This is a genomic window from Streptomyces sp. BA2, from assembly GCF_009769735.1.
Taxonomy (GTDB): Bacteria; Actinomycetota; Actinomycetes; order Streptomycetales; family Streptomycetaceae; genus Streptomyces.
Genome location: NZ_WSRO01000002.1, coordinates 5,179,062 through 5,201,369, shown reverse-complemented (window position 1 = coordinate 5,201,369; position 22,308 = coordinate 5,179,062). Strand labels below are relative to the sequence as shown.

The 22,308-nt window shown below is 71.4% G+C and carries 21 protein-coding genes; 7 read left to right on the top strand and 14 right to left on the bottom strand.

Annotated elements, in window-relative coordinates:
- Nucleotides 1-88: 88 nt before the first annotated feature.
- Complete coding sequence (locus E5671_RS26225) at nt 89-1,546, bottom strand: aldehyde dehydrogenase family protein (RefSeq protein ID WP_160506376.1); 1,458 nt, start codon at nt 1,544-1,546, stop codon at nt 89-91.
- 57 nt (nt 1,547-1,603) lie between these two features.
- Nucleotides 1,604-2,467 (bottom strand): Scr1 family TA system antitoxin-like transcriptional regulator, encoded by an 864-nt coding sequence (locus E5671_RS26220; protein WP_160506375.1) that lies wholly within the window; start codon nt 2,465-2,467, stop codon nt 1,604-1,606.
- A gap of 362 nt (nt 2,468-2,829) precedes the next feature.
- Between E5671_RS26220 and E5671_RS26215 the strand changes: the two genes are divergently transcribed.
- Complete coding sequence (locus E5671_RS26215; protein ID WP_160506374.1) at nt 2,830-3,315, top strand: ATP-binding protein; 486 nt, start codon at nt 2,830-2,832, stop codon at nt 3,313-3,315.
- 101 nt (nt 3,316-3,416) lie between these two features.
- Here E5671_RS26215 and E5671_RS26210 read toward each other — a convergent pair whose 3' ends face one another.
- The 8 genes from E5671_RS26210 to rpmG form a co-directional block, all read right to left on the bottom strand.
- Nucleotides 3,417-3,650 (bottom strand): DUF397 domain-containing protein, encoded by a 234-nt coding sequence (locus E5671_RS26210; RefSeq protein WP_336605851.1) that lies wholly within the window; start codon nt 3,648-3,650, stop codon nt 3,417-3,419.
- Nucleotides 3,651-3,798: 148 nt separating this feature from the next.
- Complete coding sequence (locus tag E5671_RS26205; RefSeq protein WP_160506372.1) at nt 3,799-4,251, bottom strand: SRPBCC family protein; 453 nt, start codon at nt 4,249-4,251, stop codon at nt 3,799-3,801.
- A complete protein-coding gene (locus tag E5671_RS26200) occupies nt 4,248-4,661 on the bottom strand; it encodes an ArsR/SmtB family transcription factor (protein WP_160506371.1) in 414 nt (137 codons plus the stop codon). Before E5671_RS26200 ends, E5671_RS26205 begins: the two co-directional genes overlap by 4 nt.
- A gap of 5 nt (nt 4,662-4,666) precedes the next feature.
- Complete coding sequence (locus E5671_RS26195; RefSeq protein ID WP_160506370.1) at nt 4,667-5,041, bottom strand: VOC family protein; 375 nt, start codon at nt 5,039-5,041, stop codon at nt 4,667-4,669.
- A gap of 71 nt (nt 5,042-5,112) precedes the next feature.
- Complete coding sequence (rpsR, locus tag E5671_RS26190) at nt 5,113-5,358, bottom strand: 30S ribosomal protein S18 (RefSeq protein ID WP_160506369.1); 246 nt, start codon at nt 5,356-5,358, stop codon at nt 5,113-5,115.
- Entirely contained in the window at nt 5,359-6,537 is a 1,179-nt protein-coding gene (locus E5671_RS26185) for a CobW family GTP-binding protein (protein WP_443032698.1), read from the bottom strand.
- Nucleotides 6,534-6,779, bottom strand: a complete 246-nt coding sequence (locus E5671_RS26180; RefSeq protein ID WP_160506368.1) for a type B 50S ribosomal protein L31 — start codon at nt 6,777-6,779, stop codon at nt 6,534-6,536. The genes E5671_RS26185 and E5671_RS26180 overlap by 4 nt, the downstream gene beginning before the upstream one ends.
- Nucleotides 6,780-6,784: 5 nt before the next feature.
- Entirely contained in the window at nt 6,785-6,949 is a 165-nt protein-coding gene (gene rpmG, locus E5671_RS26175; protein WP_009719228.1) for a 50S ribosomal protein L33, read from the bottom strand.
- Between the two features lie 107 nt (nt 6,950-7,056).
- On the opposite strand from rpmG, the gene rpmB reads away from it, so the two are divergent.
- From rpmB to E5671_RS26160, 3 genes are all read left to right on the top strand, one after another.
- A complete protein-coding gene (rpmB, locus tag E5671_RS26170; RefSeq protein WP_160506367.1) occupies nt 7,057-7,293 on the top strand; it encodes a 50S ribosomal protein L28 in 237 nt (78 codons plus the stop codon).
- Nucleotides 7,293-7,598: a 30S ribosomal protein S14 gene (gene rpsN, locus E5671_RS26165; protein WP_160506366.1), complete on the top strand. Its 306-nt coding sequence runs from the start codon at nt 7,293-7,295 to the stop codon at nt 7,596-7,598. Before rpmB ends, rpsN begins: the two co-directional genes overlap by 1 nt.
- A 62-nt stretch (nt 7,599-7,660) precedes the next feature.
- Nucleotides 7,661-8,185 carry a hypothetical protein gene (locus E5671_RS26160; protein ID WP_160506365.1) on the top strand — a complete coding sequence of 175 codons (525 nt, stop codon included), beginning with the start codon at nt 7,661-7,663 and terminating at the stop codon, nt 8,183-8,185.
- Nucleotides 8,186-8,266: 81 nt separating this feature from the next.
- On the opposite strand, the gene E5671_RS26155 is transcribed toward E5671_RS26160, so the two are convergent.
- The gene (locus tag E5671_RS26155) at nt 8,267-10,522 is read right to left on the bottom strand and encodes an FUSC family protein (RefSeq protein WP_160506364.1); all 2,256 of its coding nucleotides are present in this window, start codon (nt 10,520-10,522) and stop codon (nt 8,267-8,269) included.
- A gap of 470 nt (nt 10,523-10,992) precedes the next feature.
- Complete coding sequence (locus E5671_RS26150; protein ID WP_202121267.1) at nt 10,993-12,249, bottom strand: DUF2786 domain-containing protein; 1,257 nt, start codon at nt 12,247-12,249, stop codon at nt 10,993-10,995.
- Between the two features lie 83 nt (nt 12,250-12,332).
- On the opposite strand from E5671_RS26150, the gene E5671_RS26145 reads away from it, so the two are divergent.
- Together E5671_RS26145 and E5671_RS26140 are read left to right on the top strand one after the other, a co-directional pair.
- The gene (locus tag E5671_RS26145) at nt 12,333-13,205 is read left to right on the top strand and encodes an ABC transporter ATP-binding protein (RefSeq protein ID WP_160506363.1); all 873 of its coding nucleotides are present in this window, start codon (nt 12,333-12,335) and stop codon (nt 13,203-13,205) included.
- Nucleotides 13,202-15,400 (top strand): ABC transporter permease, encoded by a 2,199-nt coding sequence (locus E5671_RS26140; RefSeq protein WP_160506362.1) that lies wholly within the window; start codon nt 13,202-13,204, stop codon nt 15,398-15,400. The genes E5671_RS26145 and E5671_RS26140 overlap by 4 nt, the downstream gene beginning before the upstream one ends.
- A gap of 547 nt (nt 15,401-15,947) precedes the next feature.
- Here E5671_RS26140 and E5671_RS26135 read toward each other — a convergent pair.
- On the bottom strand, nt 15,948-16,787 hold the full coding sequence (locus E5671_RS26135) for a nitrilase-related carbon-nitrogen hydrolase (protein WP_160506361.1): 840 nt from the start codon (nt 16,785-16,787) through the stop codon (nt 15,948-15,950).
- Between the two features lie 213 nt (nt 16,788-17,000).
- Between E5671_RS26135 and E5671_RS26130 the strand changes: the two genes are divergently transcribed.
- Nucleotides 17,001-18,719, top strand: coding sequence for a bifunctional 3'-5' exonuclease/DNA polymerase (locus E5671_RS26130; RefSeq protein ID WP_160506360.1), 1,719 nt, complete (start codon nt 17,001-17,003; stop codon nt 18,717-18,719).
- Between the two features lie 46 nt (nt 18,720-18,765).
- Here the strand turns inward: E5671_RS26130 and E5671_RS26125 are convergent, their stop codons facing one another.
- Complete coding sequence (locus E5671_RS26125) at nt 18,766-21,093, bottom strand: tetratricopeptide repeat protein (protein WP_443032799.1); 2,328 nt, start codon at nt 21,091-21,093, stop codon at nt 18,766-18,768.
- Nucleotides 21,094-22,308: the final 1,215 nt, after the last annotated feature.

The following is a 22,308-nucleotide window of genomic DNA, read 5'->3' as shown; positions in this document are numbered from 1 at the left end:
TGCGGTCAGGTTCTGTCCGCAAGGGTCCGCAGAGGTCCGGGAGTTCACGACGTACGCGAAAGAGGTCGGGGAACGCGCAGAAGAAGGCTCAGAAGGGGAACTGGGAGCGTCCGTGCTGTACCGAGATCCACTTCTGCGTCGTGAACGCGTCCACCGTCGACTCGCCGTTCAGGCGACCGAGACCCGAGTGCTTCTCGCCGCCGAAGGGCACGATCGGCTCGTCGTGCACGGTGCCGTCGTTCACGTGGAACATGCCGCTGTTGATCCGCCGCGCGAACCGCACGCCGCGCTCGACGTCGGCCGTGTGGACGGCGCCGCTGAGCCCGTACGGGGTGTCGTTGGTGATGCGTACGGCCTCTTCCTCGCCGTCGAAGGGCACGAGCAGCGCCACCGGTCCGAAGATCTCCTGCTGGAGGGCCGGGGAGTCGGCCGGCAGGTCCGTCAGGACGGAGGGAGCCACGAGGTTGCCGTCGGCGCGGCCGTGCAGGAGGACCTTCGCGCCCGCGGCCACCGTCTGGTCGACGGTCTTCGTCACCGCGTCCGCCTGCGAGGAGTTGATCAGCGGGCCGATGTGGGTCGCCGGGTCCGCGGGGTCGCCGACGTTCAGGGACGCGACCTTGGCGACGAACTTGTCGGCGAACTCCGCCTGCAGCGACCGGTCCACGAGGATGCGGTTGGCGGCCATGCAGACCTGGCCCTGGTGCACGAAGCGGCTGAAGACCGCCGCGTCCACGGCGTAGTCGATGTCCGCGTCGTCCAGGACGACCAGGGCGCTGTTGCCGCCGAGTTCCAGGATCGACCGCTTGAAGTTCGCGGCGCAGACCGTGCCGACGTGACGGCCCACGCGGTCCGAGCCGGTGAAGGAGATGACACTCGGCACCGGATGCTCGATGAACGCGTCACCGATCTCGGCTATGTCGGTGATGACCACGTTCAGGACGCCGGCCGGCAGACCCGCGTCCTCGAACAGCCTCGCGAGGAAGCTGCCGCCCATCACCGGCGTGTTCTGATGCGGCTTGAGCACCACCGCGTTGCCGAGGGCGAGCGCCGGGGCGACCGTCTTGAGGGAAAGCAGCAGCGGGAAGTTGAAGGGGCTGATGACCCCGACCACGCCCACCGGCTCGCGGTAGACGCGGTTCTCCTTGCCCTCGCCGGGCGACGGCAGGATGCGTCCCTCGGGCTGCAGCGCGACGTGCACGGCCTCGCGCAGGAACTCCTTGGTGAGGTGGATCTCGAAGGCGGCCTTGAGCCGGGTGCCGCCCAGCTCGGCGATGATCGCCTCGGATATCTCTTCCTCACGGTCCTCGATGATGCGCAGAGCACGCTCGAAGACCGCGCGCCGGACGTAGGGGCTGGTCGTGCCCCAGTCCTGCTGCGCGCGTTCGGCCGCTCGGTAGGCCTGGTCCACTTCGTCGGCCGTCGCCACGGTGATCGACGCCAGCTTCTCCCCGTTGTACGGATTGAAGTCGATGATGTCCCAGGAGCCGGAGCCGGCCTTCCACTCACCGTCGATGTACTGGTGAGCCAGGTCAGTGAAGAAGGACATGAGACCCCTTGCCGCAAGGTGTGCAGACAGCTGATTTCACGTCATCGTACTGACCGGTTACGTCAGTTGGAGCAGACCTCGCAGAAGATCGCGACTATCGGCCGGATTCGGGCTGTCGCTCTGCAGCTCGCCCACCACCCGCTCGTACTGGCCGACTTCCTCGGGCTTGTCGAGGTACAGGGCTCCCGTCAGCTGTTCCACGTACACGACGTCCGAGAGGTCCGATTCCGGGAAACGCAGCATGGTGAACGCTCCGCTCTCGCCCGAGTGCCCACCGAAACTGAACGGCATGACCTGAAGAGTGACATTCGGCCGTTCGGAGATCTCGATCAGATGCTGGAGCTGACCCCGCATCACTTCCCGGTCCCCGTACGGGCGTCGGAGCGCCGCCTCGTCGAGTACGCAGTGGAAGCGGGGAGCGCGCTCGGAGATGAGCAGCTTCTGGCGTTCGAGGCGCAGGGCGACGCGGCGCTCGATGTCGGCCTTGCTCGCGCCCTTCATGCCGCGCGCGACGACCGCGTGGGCGTACGCCTCGGTCTGCAACAGGCCGTTGACGAACTGGACTTCGTAGACGCGGATGAGCGAGGCGGCGCCTTCGAGCCCGACGTATGTCTGGAACCAGCCCGGCAGGACGTCCGAGTAACTGTGCCACCAGCCGGCGAGGTTGGCTTCCTTGGCGAGTGAGAGCAGCGCGACGCGCTCGGACTCGTCGGTGACGCCGTACAGCGTCAACAGGTCCTCTACGTCCCTGGACTTGAAGCTCACCCGTCCCAACTCCATGCGGCTGATCTTCGATTCGGAGGCTCGGATCGAGTAGCCGGCCGCTTCACGGGTGATGCCGCGCGATTCCCTCAGGCGCCTGAGTTGCGAGCCAAGGAGCATGCGCCGTACGACCGAGCCGCTCGACTCCCCTGCGGTCACTTCGCTCAATCCTCCCCATCACTTGGAAGCCGGCAGTCTGCCATTAAACGCTTCAGGCCGTACTCATCCGGTTACAGAAACGGAAAGCCTTCGGAAGTCCTCCACAAGAAGTCGTAGGAAGAAATGGGCAAGAAGTGGCACGGGAACGACCAAGTCCGGCGCGTGCACGTGCATCTGCCCTTGCATCTGCTGTACGCATTCGGAACCATGGTCCGCGCGCCACCGCTGTATCGACGTCGCACCGAGCTGTACGGAGCTGTGCCGAGCCGTACTGCCGAGCTGTACGGATGCGTCGCGTCGCCGCTGTACCGACCGCACCACCGCTCCATCGCTATGTACCGCGAAACCGGGGAGTGCCTCGCATGGGGACGAATGGATCGACCATGCTCGAGCCGTTACGGCAGGGGCTTCCCCCACTCGACCCCTCAGCCGTCTCCAGCGCCGCGTCCTGCTCCCTGCCCGCCCGCTACGAAGCGGTGGGCAGCGCACGGCAGTTCACCCGTAAGACGCTGTGTCAGTGGGAACTGGAAGAGCGCTTCGACGACATCGCCCTCGTCGTCTCCGAACTGGTCACCAACGCCCTCAGACACGCCCTGCCGTCGGACACCCCGCGCGACCACGGCCCGCCGGTGCGGCTGCACTTGATGCGCTGGACCTCGCGCCTGGTGTGCGCGGTGCGCGACCCCAGTGACGACAGTCCGGTCGCGCGCGAGACCGACGACGACTTCTCGGCCGAATCGGGCCGCGGCCTGTTCCTGGTGGACTCGTTCAGCGACAGCTGGGGCTGGCACCCGCTCGCGGGCGCGCTGCGGGGCAAGGTCGTGTGGGCGCTGTTCCAGCTGGCGTAGCGGGACGCATTGCGGGACACGTAGCGGGACGCATAGCGGGACTGTTCATCCCTTGGCGGGCCCCGTAACCTTGGCGGGCCCGTAACGGGGCCGGCCACCTGTCAGATCAGGTGGTCGAACTCCCCGTCCTTCATCCCGAGCAGCATGGCCTCTATCTCGGCGCGCGTGTAGACGAGCGCCGGGCCGTCGGGGAACCGCGAGTTCCGTACGGCGACGTCGCCGCCCGGCAGTTTGGCGAACTCCACGCAGGCTCCCTGCGAGTTGCTGTGCCTGCTCTTCTGCCAGACCACCCCGTGAAGCTCCGTGGCAGCCATGCCGTTAAACACGTGATGCACAGTCGCTCCCCGGTGGTGGTGCAGTGCCTGGTGTGGCTCTAGATCGCTCTGGACAGCTCTAGATGCAGTGGTCAACTGTCCCGGATCATAGCTGTGTTCACATGCCGATGCATGGGCAGATGCACGTGCACGCGGGGTGCTCTCTTGGTTACAGCTCTGTCAGCACCTGCCCCAGACTCCGCATGGCATGCGAACGCCATCCCCCGCCCATGATCTTTCTTGCCATCATCTGCGCCGGGTCGTCCGGGTCGAAGCCTTCATGTACTAGGAAGAGACGCGTACCGCGCCCTTCCTGTTCCAACGTCCACGTAATGGTCCAGTCCGAAGGGTTCGCGGGATCGGCGTCGGCCCACCGGACGCTGAGCATCCGCTCCACCTCGTACGCGAGAACCTGCACGTCAACGGCGCCGGAGAAGTTGGAGTTGGGCCGCGGCACGGAAGACATGGCATACCGGTGCCCCACTTCGAGACGGAAGCCCTCGCTGCCCGGCATCTGCCACTGAGCGAGGAGTTCCGGCTCGGTCAGCGCGCGCCAGACCTTGGCGGGAGGGTGCGGAAAGAACTGGTCCACATGAAGGGTCGTGAGGTCATCGGCGGTCATGACTGATCATCGTCGGGCATGCGGTCGAGCACGTCGCCGAGCCCCTTCAGCCTGTCGCGCCAGAACCGCTCGTACGGACTGAGCCACTCCTGCACCTCGGCCAGCGGCACCGCCTCAAGACGGTAGATGCGCTGCCGTCCCGACCGCTCCTCCGAGACGAGACCGGCGTCGCGCAGCACCTTCAGATGCTCGGAGAGGCTGGGGCGGCGCATGTCGAAGTGGTCGGCGAGCGCCTGGACGGGCTGCGGCCCCTCGTCACGCAGGAGGCGGAGGACTTCACGCCGGGTGCCGTTGGCGAGCGCGGCGAAGAGCTGGTCCTCGTGCTGGTCCTGGCCGGGGGCCTCCGGGGCCTCGTGCTGGTCCTGGCCCGGGGCCGCATGTGAACCCTGGCGCTCGCCGGTGGTGACCATGGCCGTCAGAAGCCTTCCTTCTCCGTCAGCAGCATCCAACCGTTGCCGTCGGGGTCCTGGAAGCCGGCCATCCTGCCCCAGGGCAGCTCGTCCGGACCGCTCACCTCGACCCCGGCCGCGGCGAGCTTCGCACAGTCGGCGTCGACATCGGTCGTAAGGAGCATGATCCCCTGCGCGGAGCCGGGCACGAAACCGCCCATCCCCGGACCGGAGAGCGTGAAGGCCGTCTGCGCCCCCTTCGGCGCGACCTGGAGCCAGCGGCCGGGCGGCATCTGCAGGTCGGCGGTGACTTCGAAGCCGAGCACGTCCGTGTAGAAGCGCAGGGCGGCGTCCTGGTCGGAGACGGGGACGGTGAGGAAGGAGGCGTGGGTGATGTTCATGGGAACGACAATAGGTAGGCTTTTCCCTACTCGTCAAGCGTAGGGAAAAGCCTACCTATTGCGACCATGCCTCAGCGCGCCGAGCCCGAGCCGTACGGCAGCAGCGCCATCTCCCGGGCGTTCTTGATCGCCCGGGCCAGCAGTCGCTGCTGCTGAGCAGACACACGGGTGACCCGGCGACTGCGGATCTTGCCGCGGTCCGAGATGAACTTCCGGAGCAGCTCCGTGTCCTTGTAGTCGATGTACGTGATCTTCGCCTGGTCCAGAGGGTTGGGACGCGGCTTCTGTTCGCGGCCGGACGGCTTGCGGGGGGACATTCAGACCTCCAGGAGGGTGTCGAAGGCAGGGGGCAGGTGCTTCCAGGCGTCGCGCCCGGCGGCGTACTCCTCGTCCGTCAGGAGGCAGGACTCCAGGACCTCTTCGAGCCCCTCGCGGTCCAGGCCGGGCGAGACGAAGACCAGGTGCTGGCAGCAGTCTCCGTGCTCGGGATGCCAGTCGAGCGCGGCCGCGGCCCGCCGCACCGGCGGCACCATCTCCCACGCCGCGTCCGGCAACGACGCCAGCCACGGCCCCGCGCTCTCCACGCACAGCGCACCGCCCGCCGCGTCCCAGCCGAGCAGCGTGTCCGGATGGTCGGCCAGCCAGAACCGGCCGCGACTGCGGGCCGCCGCGCAGGTCAGGTCCTCCAGGGCCTGATAGAGCCGCTCCGGGTGGAAGGGCCGGTCCCGGTGCCATACGAGGGTGGCGACCCCCGCCTCGTCGGCGTCGGTCGGCAGCAGCGCACAGGACGGATGCTGGGCAGCGGCCGCCGCCTCGACGTCGAATCCGGCGAGCGCGGCAGCCGCCAGGTCCCCATGACCGCCGCGACCGTCACGACCGCTGATGGGGACCTGACGGGCGGTCGGGTGGAGCTGGGCGAGGAGTGCGCGGTCCTCGTCGTCGGCCTCGGGAGAGTCCGCGACGGCGAGGACGGGCGCGTACTCGAGCTGGCGGGCCCAGGTGTCGGCGACCGTGCGCTGATCCGTGGTGGCCGCGGCGAGCCCGGCCTCCATCAGATCGTCGCCGTTGCCGAGGTAGGGCAGGAGGAGCGCCGGGTCGACGGCCGTGATCACGCCGCTCAGCCGCAGCCCCTCGTGCCCGTGCGCCGTGATGACCTCCGCCATCGCCTTGGGCTCCACGGAGTCCCACAGCTCGACGACCGCAAGGCGCGTGAGGCCGGAGTCCGCGAGCCGTTCGAGCTCGGGCACCAGGTCCTCGCGCAGGGCGCAGCACGCGCAGTCGTTGACCAGCGGCGCCTCGCCGGTGGAGAGCACTCCGGTGGCGTCGCGCACCGTACGCACGACGGTGCCGTGCACGGCCGTGGCCAGGTCGTGGTGGAGCGCCACGCTCCCCGGAACGGCGGCCAGGAGCCGCTCGACGGTTTCCTTGCGGGCGTCGGAGTGGAGTCCGCCGACGATCGCGATGTCCATGGAGCTCATCGGGTCCGTCGGGTTCATCGCGCGCCGTAACGGCGTTCGAAGCGTTCCACGCGGCCCGCGGTGTCCAGGACCTTGGCCGTGCCCGTGTAGAAGGGGTGGCTCGCGGAGGAGACCTCGACGTCGATGACGGGGTAGGTGCGCCCGTCCTCCCACTCGACCGTCTTCTCGCTGGTCGCGGTGGACCGGGTGAGGAAGGCGAAGCCGGCGGACTTGTCACGGAAGACGACGGGGCCGTACGGCGGGTGGATGTCCTTGCGCATGACGGTCAGCGCTCCTCTCGGAAATCGACGTGGCGCCCGACGACCGGGTCGTACTTGCGCAGCGTCATGCGGTCGGGGTCGTTACGGCGGTTCTTGCGGGTCACGTACGTGTAGCCGGTGCCGGCTGTGGACCGGAGCTTGATGATCGGGCGGAGTTCGTTGCGAGCCATGCCGGTAGTGTATGAAAATGAATCCCGTTTTCAAAACGGTTCCGCAGGGGAGCCGCTCCTGGGAGTCACTCAGGGAGCCACTCCCCACGACCGAGAGGTGCGTCACCATGTCCGCCCACTGCCAGCTGACCGGCGCCACGCCGGGCTTCGGCAACCAGATCTCCCATTCGCACCGGCGTACGTCACGCCGGTTCGACGTCAACGTCCAGCGCAAGCGGTACTGGCTGCCCAGCGAGGGCCGCTTCGTGCGGCTGCGGCTCAGCGCCAAGGGCATCAAGACCGTCGACTCCATCGGCGTCGAGGCCGCCGTCGCCAGGATCCGTGCGCGTGGGGTGAGGATCTGATGGCCAAGAAGAGCAAGATCGCGAAGAACGAGAAGCGGCGCGAGGTCGTCGCGCGGTACGCCGTGCGGCGGGCCGAGCTGAAGGAGATCCTCCGGAGCCCCTCGACCGGCGAGGCCGAACGGCGTGCTGCCCAGGCCGAGTTGGCGCGGCAGCCTCGGGACGCGAGCGCGACGCGCGTACGCAACCGGGACAGCGTCGACGGTCGCCCGCGCGGATACGTGGGGAAGTTCGGCCTCTCCAGGGTGAAGCTGCGTGACCAAGCGCACGCCGGATTCCTCCCCGGGGTGCGCAAGTCGTCCTGGTAGCTTGGCGCGCGATTTCAGTGACCTGATTCGAGCGTCATACAGCTTCACGTAGGGGGACTTCAGTGCGCACGCACGTCCGGAACGTACGTATCGGTGCCGCGGCGGCGGGTCTTGTCGCCGCCCTTGTCCTGACCGGTTGCAGCAGTGACGGCGGCGACGGTGAGGACGAGGGCAAGGACAAGGGGTCGAGCTCGGCGGGTTCCTCCACCGGGTCCGACGGGTCCGACGGAGCCGAGACGCCGGACGAGGGCGGGGCGGACTCCGGGGCGGATTCCGGGGCCGAGGACGGCAGCTCCGAGGGCAGCTGGGTCGCCACCGCCGACGGGAATCCGCTGGCCCTGGTCATCGCCGGGAAGCAGGCGACGCTGCTCGGGGAGAACGTCCTGTGCAGTGGGACCGCGAGTGGCGACGCGATCAAGCTGAAGTGCGCCAAGGGCGACTCGGACCGCACCGAGGGCACGGTCGAGTCGGTCAACGGCACGTCGATGACGGTCTCTTGGCAGGGCGCGGGCGAGGATCAGTTCACGAGGACCAAGGGCGGAAAGCTGCCGGAGGGACTGCCAACGGCGGGGCTTCCGGAGTCCTGAGGCTCTGGGCTGGCTTTGGGATGTCGTGAGGCTGGCTCTGGTGCCGTGAGGCTGGCTCTGGTGTCGTGAGGCGTGATGCGGTCAGCGGGCCGTGGGACCTTGTTCGGGGTCCTGCGGCCCGTTGCTGTCTGTCGGTACGGCTGTGTCCGTCTGTGTGGCTGTTTCTGAGCCGTCCACCAGCATGGGCGGTGGTGCCGTGTCCAGGGCGTCCGACAGTTCCTCGAGGGTCGTGAGGAGGAGGCCCGCTCCTCTGCGTACGACCCGGTCGGGGACGCCCTCGCCGTCCCACTCGTCGAGAGCCTTGCGCACGGCTTCCCACTTCGGGACGCGGCGCTCACGTACGGCCTTCGCGCCCCCCTCTGTCGACTTGCGCAGGGCCTCCGCGAGGCGGGCGGCCGCGGGGACGGGGGTGGCGTCGCGGTCCGGGAGGTGGGCCTCCATCAGCATGGCCACGCGGCCGAGTTGGGCGAGGGCGTCCTCGGCGTCGGCGGCAGCGGCGCGGGAGAGGCCGCGGTGGCGTACCGGCTCGTTCTTGGCGCGGGCCGAGGCTTCCTGCCAGGCGATGCGGGCGTCACGGGCGGCGAGGAGCGCCTCGCGGACGTCCGGGCAGGAGCTGCCCGCGGGGTCGGCGTAGCGGCTGACGACGGCAGCGGCGTAACGGCCGTCCGCGACCAGCCAGTCGGCGAGGCGGTTGCGCAGCCGCGGGGTCTCCCAGGCCGGGTACACGGCGTACGCGATCATCGCGAGGACGCCGCCGAGGAGGGTGAGGACGACGCGTTCCGGCACCGTCTGCGTCCACTGCTCGCCGCCCATGCCGAGCAGGAACACGACGTACGCGGCGACGCAGGCCTGGGCGGCGACCTGGCCCGTGCGCATCAGCAGGTACATCATCCCGGCGCAGAGCACGGCGAGTGCGGCGGAGAGCCCGGTGCCGGGGTCGGCCAGCTGGACGAGTCCCGTGGCGAGTGCCACCCCGACGAGGGTGCCGCCGAAGCGGGCCACCGCGCGGGAGTACGTCTGCGAGAAGTCCGGGCGCATCACCATCACGGAGGCCATGGGGGCCCAGTAACCGTGGCCGAGGGGAAGCCAGGTGCCCAGGAGGTAGCCGGCGGCGGCCACCGCGGTGACGCGGATCGCGTGGCGGGTTACGGGGGACTCGTGGCGGCGGCGGAGCTCGCTTCTTATGGCGCGGAGGGCGGCGGGGAGGAGGGCGGGGAGGGTGGGGCGGAGGAGGGGGGTGGGGGTGAGGGCTTCTTTGGGGGTGGGGGCTTCTTTGGGGGTGGGGGCTTCTTTGGGGGTGGTTGGTGTGGGTGCTGTGGGTGCTGTGGTGGTGAGGGCTGCGGCCTTCTCGGGGGGCTTGCCCGCTGTTTCGACCACGTCGCGCAGGAGTGCCGCCAGGCGTTTCGCCGCTCTTTGCGCCGGGCCGGTGAGGATGGCCCCGGTGTCCGGGGTCCGGAGGGTCGCCATGGCCGCGGGTGGGATCTTGACGGGTTCGCCCTGCCGGATGGCCCTCGCCGCCGCGTCCAGGATCGCGCCCGCCGCGGCCAGGATCTCGCGTACGCGGTCGCGTTCGGGGCCTTCTTCCGGTACGCCCACCGCGGGGTCGGCCAGGGAGGCGAGCACCGGGCGGATGCGTTCCGCCACGCCGCGGGCGCCGTGGAGTTCGGCGGGGCGGGTGCGGGCCTGACGCGGGGTGATGGTGGCCGCGTCGCGGGCGGCCATCAGGGGCTCAGGGTCGAAGTCGGCGTGGGGGTCGTGGCGGAGGCGGCGGGCGTAGTCGGCCTCGGCCGCGAGGGCGTCGGCGAGGGCGTCGCGGTGGGCACCCCATCTGCGTACGGGGAACAGGACCACGAGGGCGGCCTGGACGGCGCCGCCCACCACCATCATCGCGGCGTGGCCGGCCGCGGCGGCAAGGGAGCCGGGGAGGGTGACCGTGACCAGCATGATCGCGACGTTGGAGGAGGCGATGATGCCGATGGTCGGGCCCGCGGCCCAGCTCAGGCCCGAGAGGAAGGTCCAGAGGGAGAGGAGCGCGAGGAAGAGGAGGGTGTGGGAGCCGGTGAGGTAGCCGAGGAAGGTGGAGATGGCGAGGCTCGTGCCAGAGGCCAGGGCCAGTTCCGGGCGGGGGCGCCAGCTGCGTTGGAAGGTGGCGATGGCGGCCTGGTAGGCGCCGAAGGCCGAGCTGGCGGCTACGGCTGGCCCGAAGAGGGTGAGGCTGACGCCGATGACGACGGCGAGGCCGGCTGCGCCCCGGAGGGCGATGAGGGGTTCAAGCCGCTTCCGCTCGACGGTCAGCCCCGAGCGGCTGGTCTCCTTCAGCGCTCGAAGCCAGGTCACTCTGTGATGATACGGGGCATATCGGGCTGGCTTGGGGTGGGGGGTTCGGGGGGGCGGGGGCCCCGGGGGGCGGCTGCGGTGCCGGTTCGTCTTGGGTACGGGGCCGCGCCGGTATGGCACGTCCCCTCGCGTGCGCTGCCGACTGCGGGTCATCGTGCGTTGCTGCGGCGTCGCTCCGCCTCGGGTGCGGGGCCGCGCCGGTATGTCCGTCCTCGCTATCGTCCGGTGGCCGCGGGGCCACTTCGGCACCGGAGACTTCGGGAGCCGTGCTCCGGGCAGACATACCGGCACGTCCCCTCGCGTGCGCTCCCGACTGCGGCCGATCGGTGGCTGATCGATGGTGCTGCGGGGTAATCGGGTGGGTGGGCGGGAAAGCTTGTTCGTTCAGGGGAGGCTGCGGGGTAATCGGGGGGGGGAGGCCTGTTCGGCGGCGGGCCGCTGCCGGCGGCGTTGGAGAGGGGCGTACCGCCTCAGGCGAGGCGCCGCCGCCCCGGCGCCACCTGCGCCTCGTCCGCCGCCGCCGTCCCGGACGTCCAGCCCTCCCGGTCCGTCACACCCCGCACCCGGGTCGTACTCGTCTCGGGGAACATGCGCTCGGCGTGGGACGTGACAGCCACATCCCGGGCAGCCAGGACGGGCAACAGTTCCCCCGCCTCCGGGGACTCCACGGCGACGTCCTCCGCCGCCGCGGCGAGCCGCGCACCGAGGCGGTTCGCGTAAGCCAGCAGGAAAGCCTGACGGAACGTCTTCGTACGCTTCCGGCCGCCCGCCCGCTGCCCCGCCTCCGCCTTCGTCATCGCCGCCGTCCCCTGCACGAGGAGGGAGGTGTGGAGGAGTTCGACCACTTCCAGGTCGGGCTCGAAACCGACGACGGTCGAGAAGCCGTACGCCTCGTTCCACACCGCGCGGCAGCGGTTCGCGGTGGCCACCGCGTCCAGGAGGATCGCCTTCGCCGTCTCGTACGGGGCGTCCACGCCGATGCGGCAGGCGCCGGGAGTGTCCTTGGCATGGGTACGGGACGCGAGAAGGGCCTCGTCGATGGTGTGCCTGGCCATCAGCTCCTGCGCCTTGGCGGTGAGCGCCTCCGCCTCCTCGGGAAACCCGGTGGCCTCGGCCTTCGCCAGGAGCGCCCGGATACGCGTGAGGATGCGGGGCTCTTCGTGGCCGGGCGGCGGGGGCGCGTGCAGCGGGGCGCCGGGGGCGGGTCCCACCGGCTCGATCGCGGGGAGGCGCAGGAGAAGGCGGTAGAGAGCGAGGGTGGCGGTGGCCTGGGAGAAACGGTCGAGCCTCGGGCCGGACCTCAATCCGGGCTGGGATGAGCGGCCCGGCCTCGGACCGTCCTGTGGGGCGCGGTCCGGCCTCGGACCGTCCTGTGGGGCGAGCTCGGCCAGCTGCGCGTTCCAGCGGGGCGGAAGCGTGTCGCCGTACCGCCTGGTCTCGGTCGTGATCAGCTCGGCGGCCAGCTGCGTCTGGTGGGTACGGTCCGTGCCGTGGGCGACGTCGTCCTGGGCGCGGCCGACCATCCGTATGACATCCGCAGGCTGCCAGCCCCGCTCCCACGCCCGGCGCACCAGCTCCTCGCCCCTGCGCCACAGCTCCGCGTCGGCATCGGGGGCGGCCGCGAGGAGGGACGCGCCGGTGTCGAGGCCCTCGTCGCCGTCCGCGTACAGCGCTGCCGCGAACGCCTTGTCGATCACCTCTGTCACGTCGGTCGCCGGATCATCCATACGTCAAGGGTATGGCTGGCCATACCCCCAGGACGCCCCCCAGTGGTCGTGCCCGGCGGGGCGGCGGGCGGTTGGCTTGCGACATGACCTCAACTGCCGTACGGCTCACCGCCGTCCGCCGTCTCTACCGTGACGTGACCGCCCTCGACGGCGTCGACCTCGCGATACGTGCCGGTACCTTCACCGCGATCATGGGGCCGTCCGGCTCCGGCAAGTCGACGCTGCTGCAGTGCGCCGCCGGGCTCGACCGGCCGACGTCCGGGACGGTCGAGGTGGGCGGCACGGATCTGACGGGGCTGAGCGAGCGGCGGCTGACCCTGCTGCGAAGGGACCGTATCGGCTTCGTATTCCAGTCCTTCAACCTCCTCCCGTCACTGACCGCCGCCCAGAACGTCGCCCTGCCGCTGCGGCTCGCTGGGCGCAGGCCTTCACGTACGGAGGTGGCGGACGCGCTCGGCAGGGTGGGCCTCGGTGACCGCGCCCGGCATCGACCGGGGGAGCTTTCAGGTGGCCAGCAACAACGGGTGGCGCTGGCACGGGCGCTCGTCACCCGCCCCGCGGTGCTGTTCGCCGACGAACCGACCGGCGCACTGGACACGACGACGAGCCGTGAAGTGCTGTCTCTGCTGCGGGAGTTGGTGGATATGGAAGGCCAGACGACCGTGATGGTGACGCACGATCCCGTGGCGGCGTCGCATGCGGACCGTGTGGTGTTCCTGGTGGACGGCCGGGTGGCGGATGAGGTGCTCGCGCCGGATGCGGGGGAGGTGGCTCGACGAATGGCGGGACTTGAGTCGGGTCGCCTTGGGCCTGGTGGGCTTGCGTCGGGCGGGCCCGGCTCGGTTTGCCCTGGCTTGGGCGGTGGTGCTGGCTTGGGCGGTGGTGCTGGCTCGGGTGGCGGCACCGGCTCGGGTGGCGGCAGTGGCTCGGGTTGGGGCGAGGTGGTGGGGCGATGATGTTTTTCGCCTCCCTTCGTGCCCGCTGGGCCGGCCTTCTCGGCGCGTTCGTCGCTGTCGCGCTCGGCGTGGCGCTCACCGCCGCGATGGGGCTCGGGCTCGCCTCGACGTTCAGCGCGCCGGAGCGGGAGCCCGTGCGGTTCGCCGGGTCACCCGTGGTCGTCATGGGGCAGAACACTCTGACCGTCCCGGTGAAACGCGGCCCGGACACCGCACACGTATCGAAGCCACTCGCTCATCCACACCCTGTGGATATCGAACTTCTGCGCGAGCTTCGGCGCCTCGGTCCCGTCCAGCTTGACGGGGCGAAGAGGGACGCGGTGGGTGTGGATGCTCCGGCCGGTGCGGTGCGGGAAGTCGTCGGGGATCGGGCTCGCGTGCTGACCGGGGGCGACCGGCGGCTCGCCGATCCGGAGCCGGGGCGGGACGCGGAGGCGCTGGTGGCGGTGAACTCGTTCCTGGGGACGGCGGGCGGGGTGTCCGCGTTCGTGTCCGTGTTCGTCACCGCGTCCACCTTCGCCTTCGTCGTGGCGCTGCGGCGGCGGGAGTTCGGGCTGCTGCGGATGGCCGGAGCGACTCCGTGGCAGGTGCGCAGGACCCTGCTCGCCGAGGCTCTCGCGGTGGGCGTCGCGGCCTCCGGGGTGGGGTGCGCGCTGGGGGCCTGGGGCGCGCCGCTGCTGGCCGAAGCCCTGGTGGACGCGGAGATCGCTCCGGAGTGGTTCGGGATCGGCGGGGCGGTCTGGCCGTACCATCTCGCGTTCTGGGTCGGGGTGTTGGTGGCCTTCTCGGGGGCGTGGATAGCCTCGCGACGGGCGGGGCGCGTGGGTCCCGTCGAGGCGCTGCGGGACGCGTCCGTCGATACCGGGGTCATGCCGTGGAGTCGGCGGATCGTGGGGGGCGCGCTGCTGGCGGCGGGGCTCGGGCTGCTGGCCTGGACGCTGTGGAGCGATCCGTCCGCGCTGCTGAAGCGGAAGACGTACACGACCCAGCCGATGATCCTGATCACCGCCCTCGCCGCGCTCACTCCGCTACTCGTACGTCCCGTCCTGCGCGCCGTCCGTCTTCCCGGCGCGATCGGGCTCCTGGTCCGCGAGAACTCCGCCGCGTCCGTGCGTCGCACCGCCGCCGTCGCGGCGCCGGTCCTGGTGACGGTCGCTCTCGCGGGCTCGCTGCTGGGCTCGGCGGAGACGGTGGGCGAGGCGAGGGCGGAGGAGGCGCGGGAGCGGACTGGCGCCGAACTGGTCCTGACAGGCGAGGACTTGAGCCCGGCGGAGGTGGCAGGGGAGGTGGCGGCGGAGGCGGTGGAGGCGGCGGAGGCCGGGAAGGTCGACGGGGTGGCGGTGGCCGCGTCGTCCGCCTCCACTGCGGTGTTCGTACGGGAGGGGGAAGGCACGGCGCTGATCCGCTCGGACGCGCGGGCCGTGGGCGATCCGGCGGCGTACGCCTCGGTCTCGCGGCTTCCGGTGGTGGCGGGTGACGTACGCGATCTCGACGACCGGTCGATCGTCGTCAACGAGGAGTGGGAGCGGCGGCGGGTGGGCGAGCGGGTCGATGTCTGGCTCGGGGACGGCAGGCCTGCGCGGCTGCGGATCGTCGCGGTGCTCGCGCGGGGGACCGGGGACAACGGGGCGTACGTTACGTCGGCGAACGCGGGGGCTGCGGCGGCGGTGGACCGCATTGACGTGGGGCTGCGGGACGGGGCGGACCGGGACGAGGTGGCGGGGGCGCTGCGGGAGCGGTTCGCCGGCGGGGGCGAGGGGGGCCTCCGGGTGCGGACGGCGGAGGAATGGCTCGCGGCCACGCACCCGGCGACGAAGCCGCAGACGCGGCTGGGGCTGTTGGGGCTGTTCGTGCTGCTGGGTATCGCGCTGATCTACACAGCGATCTCCCTGGCGGGGACGCTGCTGATGGCGACCTCGACCTCGGCACGGGGCCCTGAACTGCGCTCGCTGCGGATGGCTGGGGCTACGGAGGGCCAGGTGCGGCTGGTGATAGCCGGGGAGTCACTGCTGGCGGTGGGGGTGGGCGCGGCACTGGGCCTGGCGGTGACTCTGCTCAACCTGGGCACATTGAGCGCGGGCCTGTCACGGCTTTCGGCGCCGGCGGGGGTGGTGGTGCCGTGGGGGGTGGTGGGGGCGGCTGTGGGGGTGTGTGCGGTGGTGGGGGCGGGGGTGATGGGGGTACGGCGGAGGTGAGGTTCCTGGGGGCCGGGGGTGGGTGCGGGTGCGGGTGCGAGTGCGGTGCTGGTCCGTCTTGGGGGCGGGGCCGCGCCGGTATGTCCGTCCTCGCTATCGTCCGGTGACCGCGGGGCTACTACGGCACCGGAGCCTTCGGGAGCCGTGCTCCGGGCAGACATACCGACACGCCCCCTCGCGAGCGCTGCCGACTGCGGGTACACGGGAGCCGGGCTCCCGTGGCTGGGGTACGCCGCCCCAACTGCACGCCCGCCCCTGACGCCACGCGGCAATCGGCCGGGTGGGCGGGAAGGGCCTGTTCGTGCAGGGGCGGATGCGGGGTAATCGGGCGGGCGGGCGGGAAAGGCCTGTTCGTGCAGGTGGAGCCGCGGGGTAATCGGGCGGGTGGGTGGGAAAGGCCTGTTCGTGGAGGTGAAGCCGCGGGGTGATCGGGCGGGTGGGTGGGAAGGCCTGTTCGTGCAGACGGAGCCGCAGGGTGAGAGGGAGAGGCCAGGGCGGCGGCAAGCAGGGCCGCACAAGACACCGCCCGGCCCGCCGCAAGGCCCCCTCAGCTGTCACCCCCCTCATCGATCAAGCGACGTACCTCCCGGTCGATCAACCCCAGCCGCGCCTCAGCGACAAGCGGCACCGCCCGCCGATGCCGCCGCGCCTCGTGGACGTCGATGTCCACCGTCACAAGGCCCGGCTCCCACTTCGGCGCCTGCGCCACCACCGTCCCCCGCGGGTCCACCACCCTCGAACCGCCCCAGAACGACGCCCCGTTCTCGTTCCCGACCCGGTTCACGAACACCACCCAGCACTGGAGCATGCGTGCCGTGTAGGACAGCAGCGTGTCCCAGTACAGGCCCGTGTCCATCGCCTCGGGATCCAGGCTCGCGGCGCTGTTCGTTGGGACGATGATGACCTCGGCACCGTCCTGCACGGCCAGCCACGGAAGCACCGGCTGCCACGCGTCGTTGCAGACGAGCGTCGCGGCGCGACCGTGCCCGCCCGGCAGGTCGTACGCACGCAGGTGCTGGCCGGGGCTGACGTGCTTGCGTTCCTCCCAGGCCAGGTAGTTCGGCAGGTACAACTTCCGGTGAGCGTGCAGGAGTTGGCCGCCCGAGTAGTACGCGGACGTGTTGTACGCGCGCAGGCTCGTGTGCTCGTGCAGGCCGACGATGACGTCGGGCCCCGCGGTGGAAAGTTCCAGGAGGCGGCGGTCCCTCGCTTCCAGCGACGTGTCACGTTCCAGGCCGCCCAAGTGGTACCCGTGCAGACTCAGCTCGGGGAAGACGACAAGGTCAGCACCTTGCGCCGCCGCCTGGCCGACCTGCTCCCGGGCGTCCGCGAGGTTCTCGTCGACCTCTCCGAGGACACAGTCGGTCTGCGCAAGGGCCACTCTCATGGCCTTGAGCCTCGCAGCGCCGGGCGCCCCTCGCATGTCGGAGCGCCCGGACGTGGGGCACGCGGCAGGGGCGGGCGGGCCACAGGCCCCACCACCACCTCCGACCCACCGGCAAGATGCCCCGAGCCCCGAGCCCCCGTACCCCCACACCATCCCGCCCCCACCCCAAAGCCCTCACCCCCATTGTCAGTGCCTGCTGACACACTCGACCGCATGACCGAAAGGTGGGCCCTCGCCGCCACCGAGGCCGGAGGCGCCACCCTCGCCCCCCTCGGGGAAGACGGCCTGCCCTCGGGCCCCGTCCTGCACGAGCCGGACCTCGCCAGAGCCGTGCGCGAGAGACCCGACGCGAGCCGCTGGGTCTGGCGGTCCACCGCCGAGATCTATCCCGCGCTGCTCGCGGCAGGCGTCCGGGTGAACCGGTGTTACGACATCGAGGACGCCGAGCTCCTCCTCCTCGGTCACGAGGGCCGCCTCGGCGAGCCCCGCTCCGCCGCGGCCGCCTGGGCGCGGCTGCACAACGCCCCCGTACCGAACGATCCGCCTCCCAGAGCGGCAGCTCCCGGCGCCCAGGACTCCCTCTTCGAGCCCTCCCCCGTGACGTCCCTCCCCTTCGACGCCCTCCTGGAGGTGTATGCCGCGCAGCAGCGAAGACACGAGGCCGCCGAGCACCCCGGCAGGATGCGGTTGCTCACGGCGGCCGAGTCGGCGGGCATGCTGGTGGCCGCCGAGATGAACGTCGCGGGCCTGCCCTGGCGCGCCGACGTCCACCACGCCCTGCTCACCGAGCTCCTCGGCGAGCGGTACGCGGGCGGCGGCAGGAACGCGGGCGCGGCCGAACCACGCCGCCTGGCCGTCCTCGCCGACGAGATCTCCGCCGCCTTCGGCCGTCGCGTCCGCCCCGACCTACCGAACGATGTCATCAAGGCCTTCGCCCAGGCCGGCATCAGGATCAAGTCCACCCGCCGCTGGGAGCTGGAGGAGATCGACCACCCGGCCGTGCGGCCCCTCGTGGAGTACAAGAAGCTGTACCGGATCTGGACGGCGCACGGCTGGAGCTGGCTGCAGGACTGGGTGCGCGACGGCCGCTTCCGGCCCGAATACACGCCGGGCGGCACCGTCAGCGGGCGCTGGACGACCAACGGCGGCGGTGCGCTGCAAATCCCCAAGATCATCCGGCGCGCGGTCGTCGCCGACCCCGGCTGGCGGCTCGTCGTCGCCGACGCCGACCAGATGGAGCCGCGGGTCCTCGCCGCGATCTCCCGCGACCGGGGCCTGATGGAGGTGGCCGGCAGCCATGAGGATCTCTACACGCGCCTCTCGGACCGCGCGTTCTCCGGCGACCGCGACCACGCCAAGATCGCACTGCTCGGTGCCGTGTACGGGCAGACGTCGGGCGACGGCCTGAAGAACCTGGCGGCACTGCGCCGCAGATTCCCCGCCGCGGTGGCGTACGTCGACGATGCGGCGAAGGCGGGCGAGGAGGGCAGGCTCGTACGGACCTGGCTGGGGCGGACGAGTCCGCCGGCGGCCGGCGCGGGGGACTTCGACGAGGCGGGCATCCCGCAGGAGGATCCGGCCGCCGAACTGCCCTCCCAGGACGGGGAGTTCACTCCTGGGTACGCGTCGAGCAACACCCGCGCCCGCGGCCGCTTCACCCGTAACTTCGTCGTCCAGGGCAGCGCGGCCGACTGGGCCCTGCTGATGCTGGCCGCGCTGCGTCAGTCCATCGCCGCGGCAGGACTCCGCGCCGAGCTGGTCTTCTTCCAGCACGACGAGGTCATCGTGCACTGCCCGCAGGAGGAGGCCGAGACGGTCACGGAGGCGATCCGCGCGGCCGGGGACCTGGCGGGGCGCATCGCGTTCGGCGAGACGCCGGTGCGTTTCCCGTTCACCGTGGCCGTGGTGGAGTGCTACGCGGACGCGAAGTAGTCCTCCCGGGGGGGCTGTTTCAGGCGCCACCGGCATGCAGCCGGAATCAGCCCGCCTCCGCGCCCGCACCCGTACTCGCAATCGCACTCGCCGTCGCACTCGCCGTCGCACCCGCGCCCGCACCCACACCCGCACCCACACCCGTGCCCGTGCCCGTGAGCAGGCTCTTCAGCTCCCCGACCACCTCACTGCTGTCCGTGCCGTCCAGCGATTCGAGCGCCGACTTCCACTGCGCGTACGCCTCTTCGGCGCGCCCCTCCGCGTACAGCAGAAGCCCACGCTGATGGCGGGCAAGACCCGCCATGTGGGCGTCGGCCCGCAGCTCCGCACGCTCCAGGAGGTCGTCGCACTCGCGCCCCGCGTCCTGCGTGCGGGACGTCTCGCGCAGGGCGCGGACCATGCCGAGGCGCACCTTGGACTCGTTGTGCCAGTCCTCGGCCTCGCCGTGGATGCGCAGGCTCTCCTCGAAGTGCCTGAGCGCCACGTCCGGTTCGTCGAGGGCGAGGTAGGCCTTGCCCATGTCGCAGTGGACCTCCTGGCGCAGGCCGGCGTGCCCGAGGGTCTCGCCGATCGCCAGGCTCCGCTCGTAGTAGGAGATCGCGGTGCGCGCGTCGGTGTGCTCGTAGACGTTGCCCAGCGTGCTGAGGGCGAACGCCTCGCTCAGCGGGTCGTCCATGGCCTTGGCGAGATCCAGGCTCTGGCCGAGCGCCTCGGCCGACTCCTCGTAGCGGCCGAGCGCTTCGAGGAGGAGACCTCGGTTGATGACGCCGCGGTGGACGCACGACATGCGGTCGAGCGAACGCCACAGGTCGAGGGCCTCGTCGATCAGGTCGAGCGCCGTGCCGCTGCGGCCCGACACGTAGTTGAGGCCCGCGAGGTCGGTGAGCGCCTGCGCCTCGGCCGCGGTGTCCTTCCAGCGGCGCGCCGCGGTCACCGCGAGGCGGTTCAGGAGGTCCGCCTCGGCGAGGCGGCCACGGCGCTTGAGGTACGAGAAGAAGCAGCGGACCAGTACGGGCAGGAGGGCGGAGTCGCGGCCGTGCCGGTCGGCGAGGGCGATGACGTTGGCGAGCTCGGTGTCGCCCCAGGCGAAGGCGTCGTCGGTGGACATGGGCGGCACGGCAGGAACCGGGCAGCCATGAGTGATGCCCGGACCGCCATCGCCGATGCCGGGACCGCTGTCGGCGATGCCGGGGCCGCTGTCGGCGATGCCGGGGCCGCTGTCGGCGCACCCCGTGCCCGGACAGCCGTCGGCGGTGTGCCGGGGCAGCAGGTGGTCGGGGAGGTCCCCGAGGCGGTCGTCGCGGTCGAGTCCCTCCGGCATGATCGCCAGCAGGCTCTGCCGCGCCGACTCCGCGTACCACCGCAGCGCCGATTCCACGACGTCCGCCGCCCCCGCGCCGTCCTGATGGGCCGCCTCCCGCGCGAAGTCGCGTACGAGGTCGTGCGGGGCATAGCGGCCGTAGGCCGTCTCGTCGAGGAGCGCGACGTCGACGAGCCGGTCGAGTGCGGCTCCCGCGCGCCACTCCTCCACGCCCAACAGGCGGGCGACGAGCGGGACTCCGTACGCCGGGAGGTCAAGGGCGCCGATCGCGGCGAGGGCGGCGGCAGCGTCCCGGTCGGACTCGCGCTCCGACGTACGCAGCGCGTCCAGAGCCACGGCAAGCGAACGCCGGACGCTCAAGTCGTCGTGCTCCAGGTGGCGCAGGCGTCCGCCGCTGACGGTGAGGAGTTCGGCGAGGGCGTCGGGGGTGAGCGCGCGGCGGGCGGCAAGGCGGGCCGCGATGATGCGCAGGGCCAGCGGCAGACGGCCCGCGAGTTCGACCAGGGGGTGCCCTGCGTCGAGCCCCGCGCGCCCGGAGGCCGCGCGCAGCAGGGCGACGCTGTCCCCCTCGGAGAGCGGATCCAGCGGGAAGCGTCCCGCCCCGTCGAGCGCGGTGAGCGGAGAGCGGCTGGTGACGATGACCGCGCAGCCGGGGCCCGCGGGCAGCAGTGGCCGCACCTGCGCGGCGGTCGCCGCGTCGTCCAGGACGAGCAGGGTGCGGGTGGGCGCGAGCAGCGAACGGAGCAACGCGGCTGCGGCGTCCGGGTGTTCGGGGCTGTGACTCGACTCGACCCCGAGGTCCCGGAGCAGGGCGGCGAGGGCCTGGCCGGGCGTGAGGGGCGTCATCCCGGGGGTGGCGCCGCGCAGATTGACGTAGAGCTGCCCGTCGGGGAAGTGCTCGCGAAGCCGGTGGGCCACGTGCAGGGCGAGGGCACTCTTCCCCACGCCCGCCATGCCGGACAGCACGGCAACGGGGGGCGTGACACCGGGCGCCCGGCCGGGGGCGCCGCCACCGGCGCCCTGCCCCGCAAGAAGCCGCGCCAGGGAGCGCACCACTTCTTCGCGGCCCGTGAAGTGGGGTGGGGAGGGCGGGAGTTGGGCGGGGCGGGTGGAGGGGCGTGGGGGGCCTGCGGGGGCTGGGCTCGCGGCGATGGGGCCCGAGGCGGTGGGGCTCGCAGCGGTGGGACCTGAGGCGGTGGGGCCCGAGGGAGGGGGCGAGGCGGGGCTTGAGGCGGGGGGTGCTGGGGGCTCTGGTGCGGTGGAGGGTGGGGGTACTGGGCCTGTGGAGGCTGGGGACACAGGTCCGGCGGAGTCCAGCGATTCCGGACCGGCGGAGGTCTGGGACTCCGGGCCGGGGGGTGCCTGGGACACAGGCCTGGCGAAGGCCGCGGACTCTGGCCCGGCGGAGGCCTGCGACTCCGGACCAGCGGAAGCCGGGGACACAGGCCCGGCGAAAGCAGAGGACTCTGGTCCGGCGAAGGCCTGCAACTCCGGACCGGGGGACGCCGGGGACAGAGGTCCGGCGAAAGCCGCAGACTCTGGCCCAACAAAGGCCTGCGACTCCGGACCAGCAGAAGCCGCAGACACAGGCCCCGCGAAAGCAGAGGACTCCGATCCAGCGGAAGCCGCGGACACAGAGCCGACGGAAGCCGGGGACTCCGATCCGGCGGAGACTGGAGACACAGGACCAGCAAAAGCCGCAGACTCCGGCCCGGCGAAGGCCTGCAACTCCGGACCAGCAGAAGCCGCAGACACAGGCCCCGCGAAAGCAGAGGACTCCGATCCAGCGGAAGCCGCGGACACAGAGCCGACGGAAGCCGGGGACTCCGATCCGGCGGAGACTGGAGACACAGGACCAGCAAAAGCCGCAGACTCTGGTCCAGCGGAGGCCGGGGACCCCGGACCGGGACCCGCCGTGCCGGTCCTCGGAGCGGAGGGCACCGGGGCGCCCCTGGGAGCGGAACCCTCCTGGGCCATCCCCGAACCGGCGCCCGCCGAGGTGGCAACCCCCGGAGCTGAACCCTCCTGAGCCATCCCCGAACCGGCGCCCGCCGGGGTAGCAACCCCCGGAGCAGAACCCTCCTGAGCCATCCCCGCCCCAGAACCCTCCGGAGCACCCTCCGAACCCGAGCCCGAACCCGAACCCGAACCCGAGCCCGAACCCGCCGGAGCAACCCCCGGAGCGAAGCCTGCCGGGCTACCACCTGGAGTAAAGCCCTCGGAGGTACCACCCGAAGCCGAACCCGCCAGCGCACCCCCCGAAGCCGA

What these genes read in the sequence shown, in the direction of transcription:
- E5671_RS26225 (WP_160506376.1), bottom strand. Translation starts at nt 1,546, where the DNA reads ATGTCCTTCTTCACTGACCTGGCTCACCAGTACATCGACGGTGAGTGG.
- E5671_RS26215 (WP_160506374.1), top strand. Translation starts at nt 2,830, where the DNA reads ATGGGGACGAATGGATCGACCATGCTCGAGCCGTTACGGCAGGGGCTT.
- E5671_RS26205 (WP_160506372.1), bottom strand. Translation starts at nt 4,251, where the DNA reads ATGACCGCCGATGACCTCACGACCCTTCATGTGGACCAGTTCTTTCCG.
- E5671_RS26200 (WP_160506371.1), bottom strand. Translation starts at nt 4,661, where the DNA reads ATGGTCACCACCGGCGAGCGCCAGGGTTCACATGCGGCCCCGGGCCAG.
- E5671_RS26195 (WP_160506370.1), bottom strand. Translation starts at nt 5,041, where the DNA reads ATGAACATCACCCACGCCTCCTTCCTCACCGTCCCCGTCTCCGACCAG.
- rpsR (WP_160506369.1), bottom strand. Translation starts at nt 5,358, where the DNA reads ATGTCCCCCCGCAAGCCGTCCGGCCGCGAACAGAAGCCGCGTCCCAAC.
- E5671_RS26185 (WP_443032698.1), bottom strand. Translation starts at nt 6,537, where the DNA reads ATGAACCCGACGGACCCGATGAGCTCCATGGACATCGCGATCGTCGGC.
- E5671_RS26180 (WP_160506368.1), bottom strand. Translation starts at nt 6,779, where the DNA reads ATGCGCAAGGACATCCACCCGCCGTACGGCCCCGTCGTCTTCCGTGAC.
- rpmG (WP_009719228.1), bottom strand. Translation starts at nt 6,949, where the DNA reads ATGGCTCGCAACGAACTCCGCCCGATCATCAAGCTCCGGTCCACAGCC.
- rpmB (WP_160506367.1), top strand. Translation starts at nt 7,057, where the DNA reads ATGTCCGCCCACTGCCAGCTGACCGGCGCCACGCCGGGCTTCGGCAAC.
- rpsN (WP_160506366.1), top strand. Translation starts at nt 7,293, where the DNA reads ATGGCCAAGAAGAGCAAGATCGCGAAGAACGAGAAGCGGCGCGAGGTC.
- E5671_RS26150 (WP_202121267.1), bottom strand. Translation starts at nt 12,249, where the DNA reads ATGGATGATCCGGCGACCGACGTGACAGAGGTGATCGACAAGGCGTTC.
- E5671_RS26145 (WP_160506363.1), top strand. Translation starts at nt 12,333, where the DNA reads ATGACCTCAACTGCCGTACGGCTCACCGCCGTCCGCCGTCTCTACCGT.
- E5671_RS26140 (WP_160506362.1), top strand. Translation starts at nt 13,202, where the DNA reads ATGATGTTTTTCGCCTCCCTTCGTGCCCGCTGGGCCGGCCTTCTCGGC.
- E5671_RS26135 (WP_160506361.1), bottom strand. Translation starts at nt 16,787, where the DNA reads ATGAGAGTGGCCCTTGCGCAGACCGACTGTGTCCTCGGAGAGGTCGAC.
- E5671_RS26130 (WP_160506360.1), top strand. Translation starts at nt 17,001, where the DNA reads ATGACCGAAAGGTGGGCCCTCGCCGCCACCGAGGCCGGAGGCGCCACC.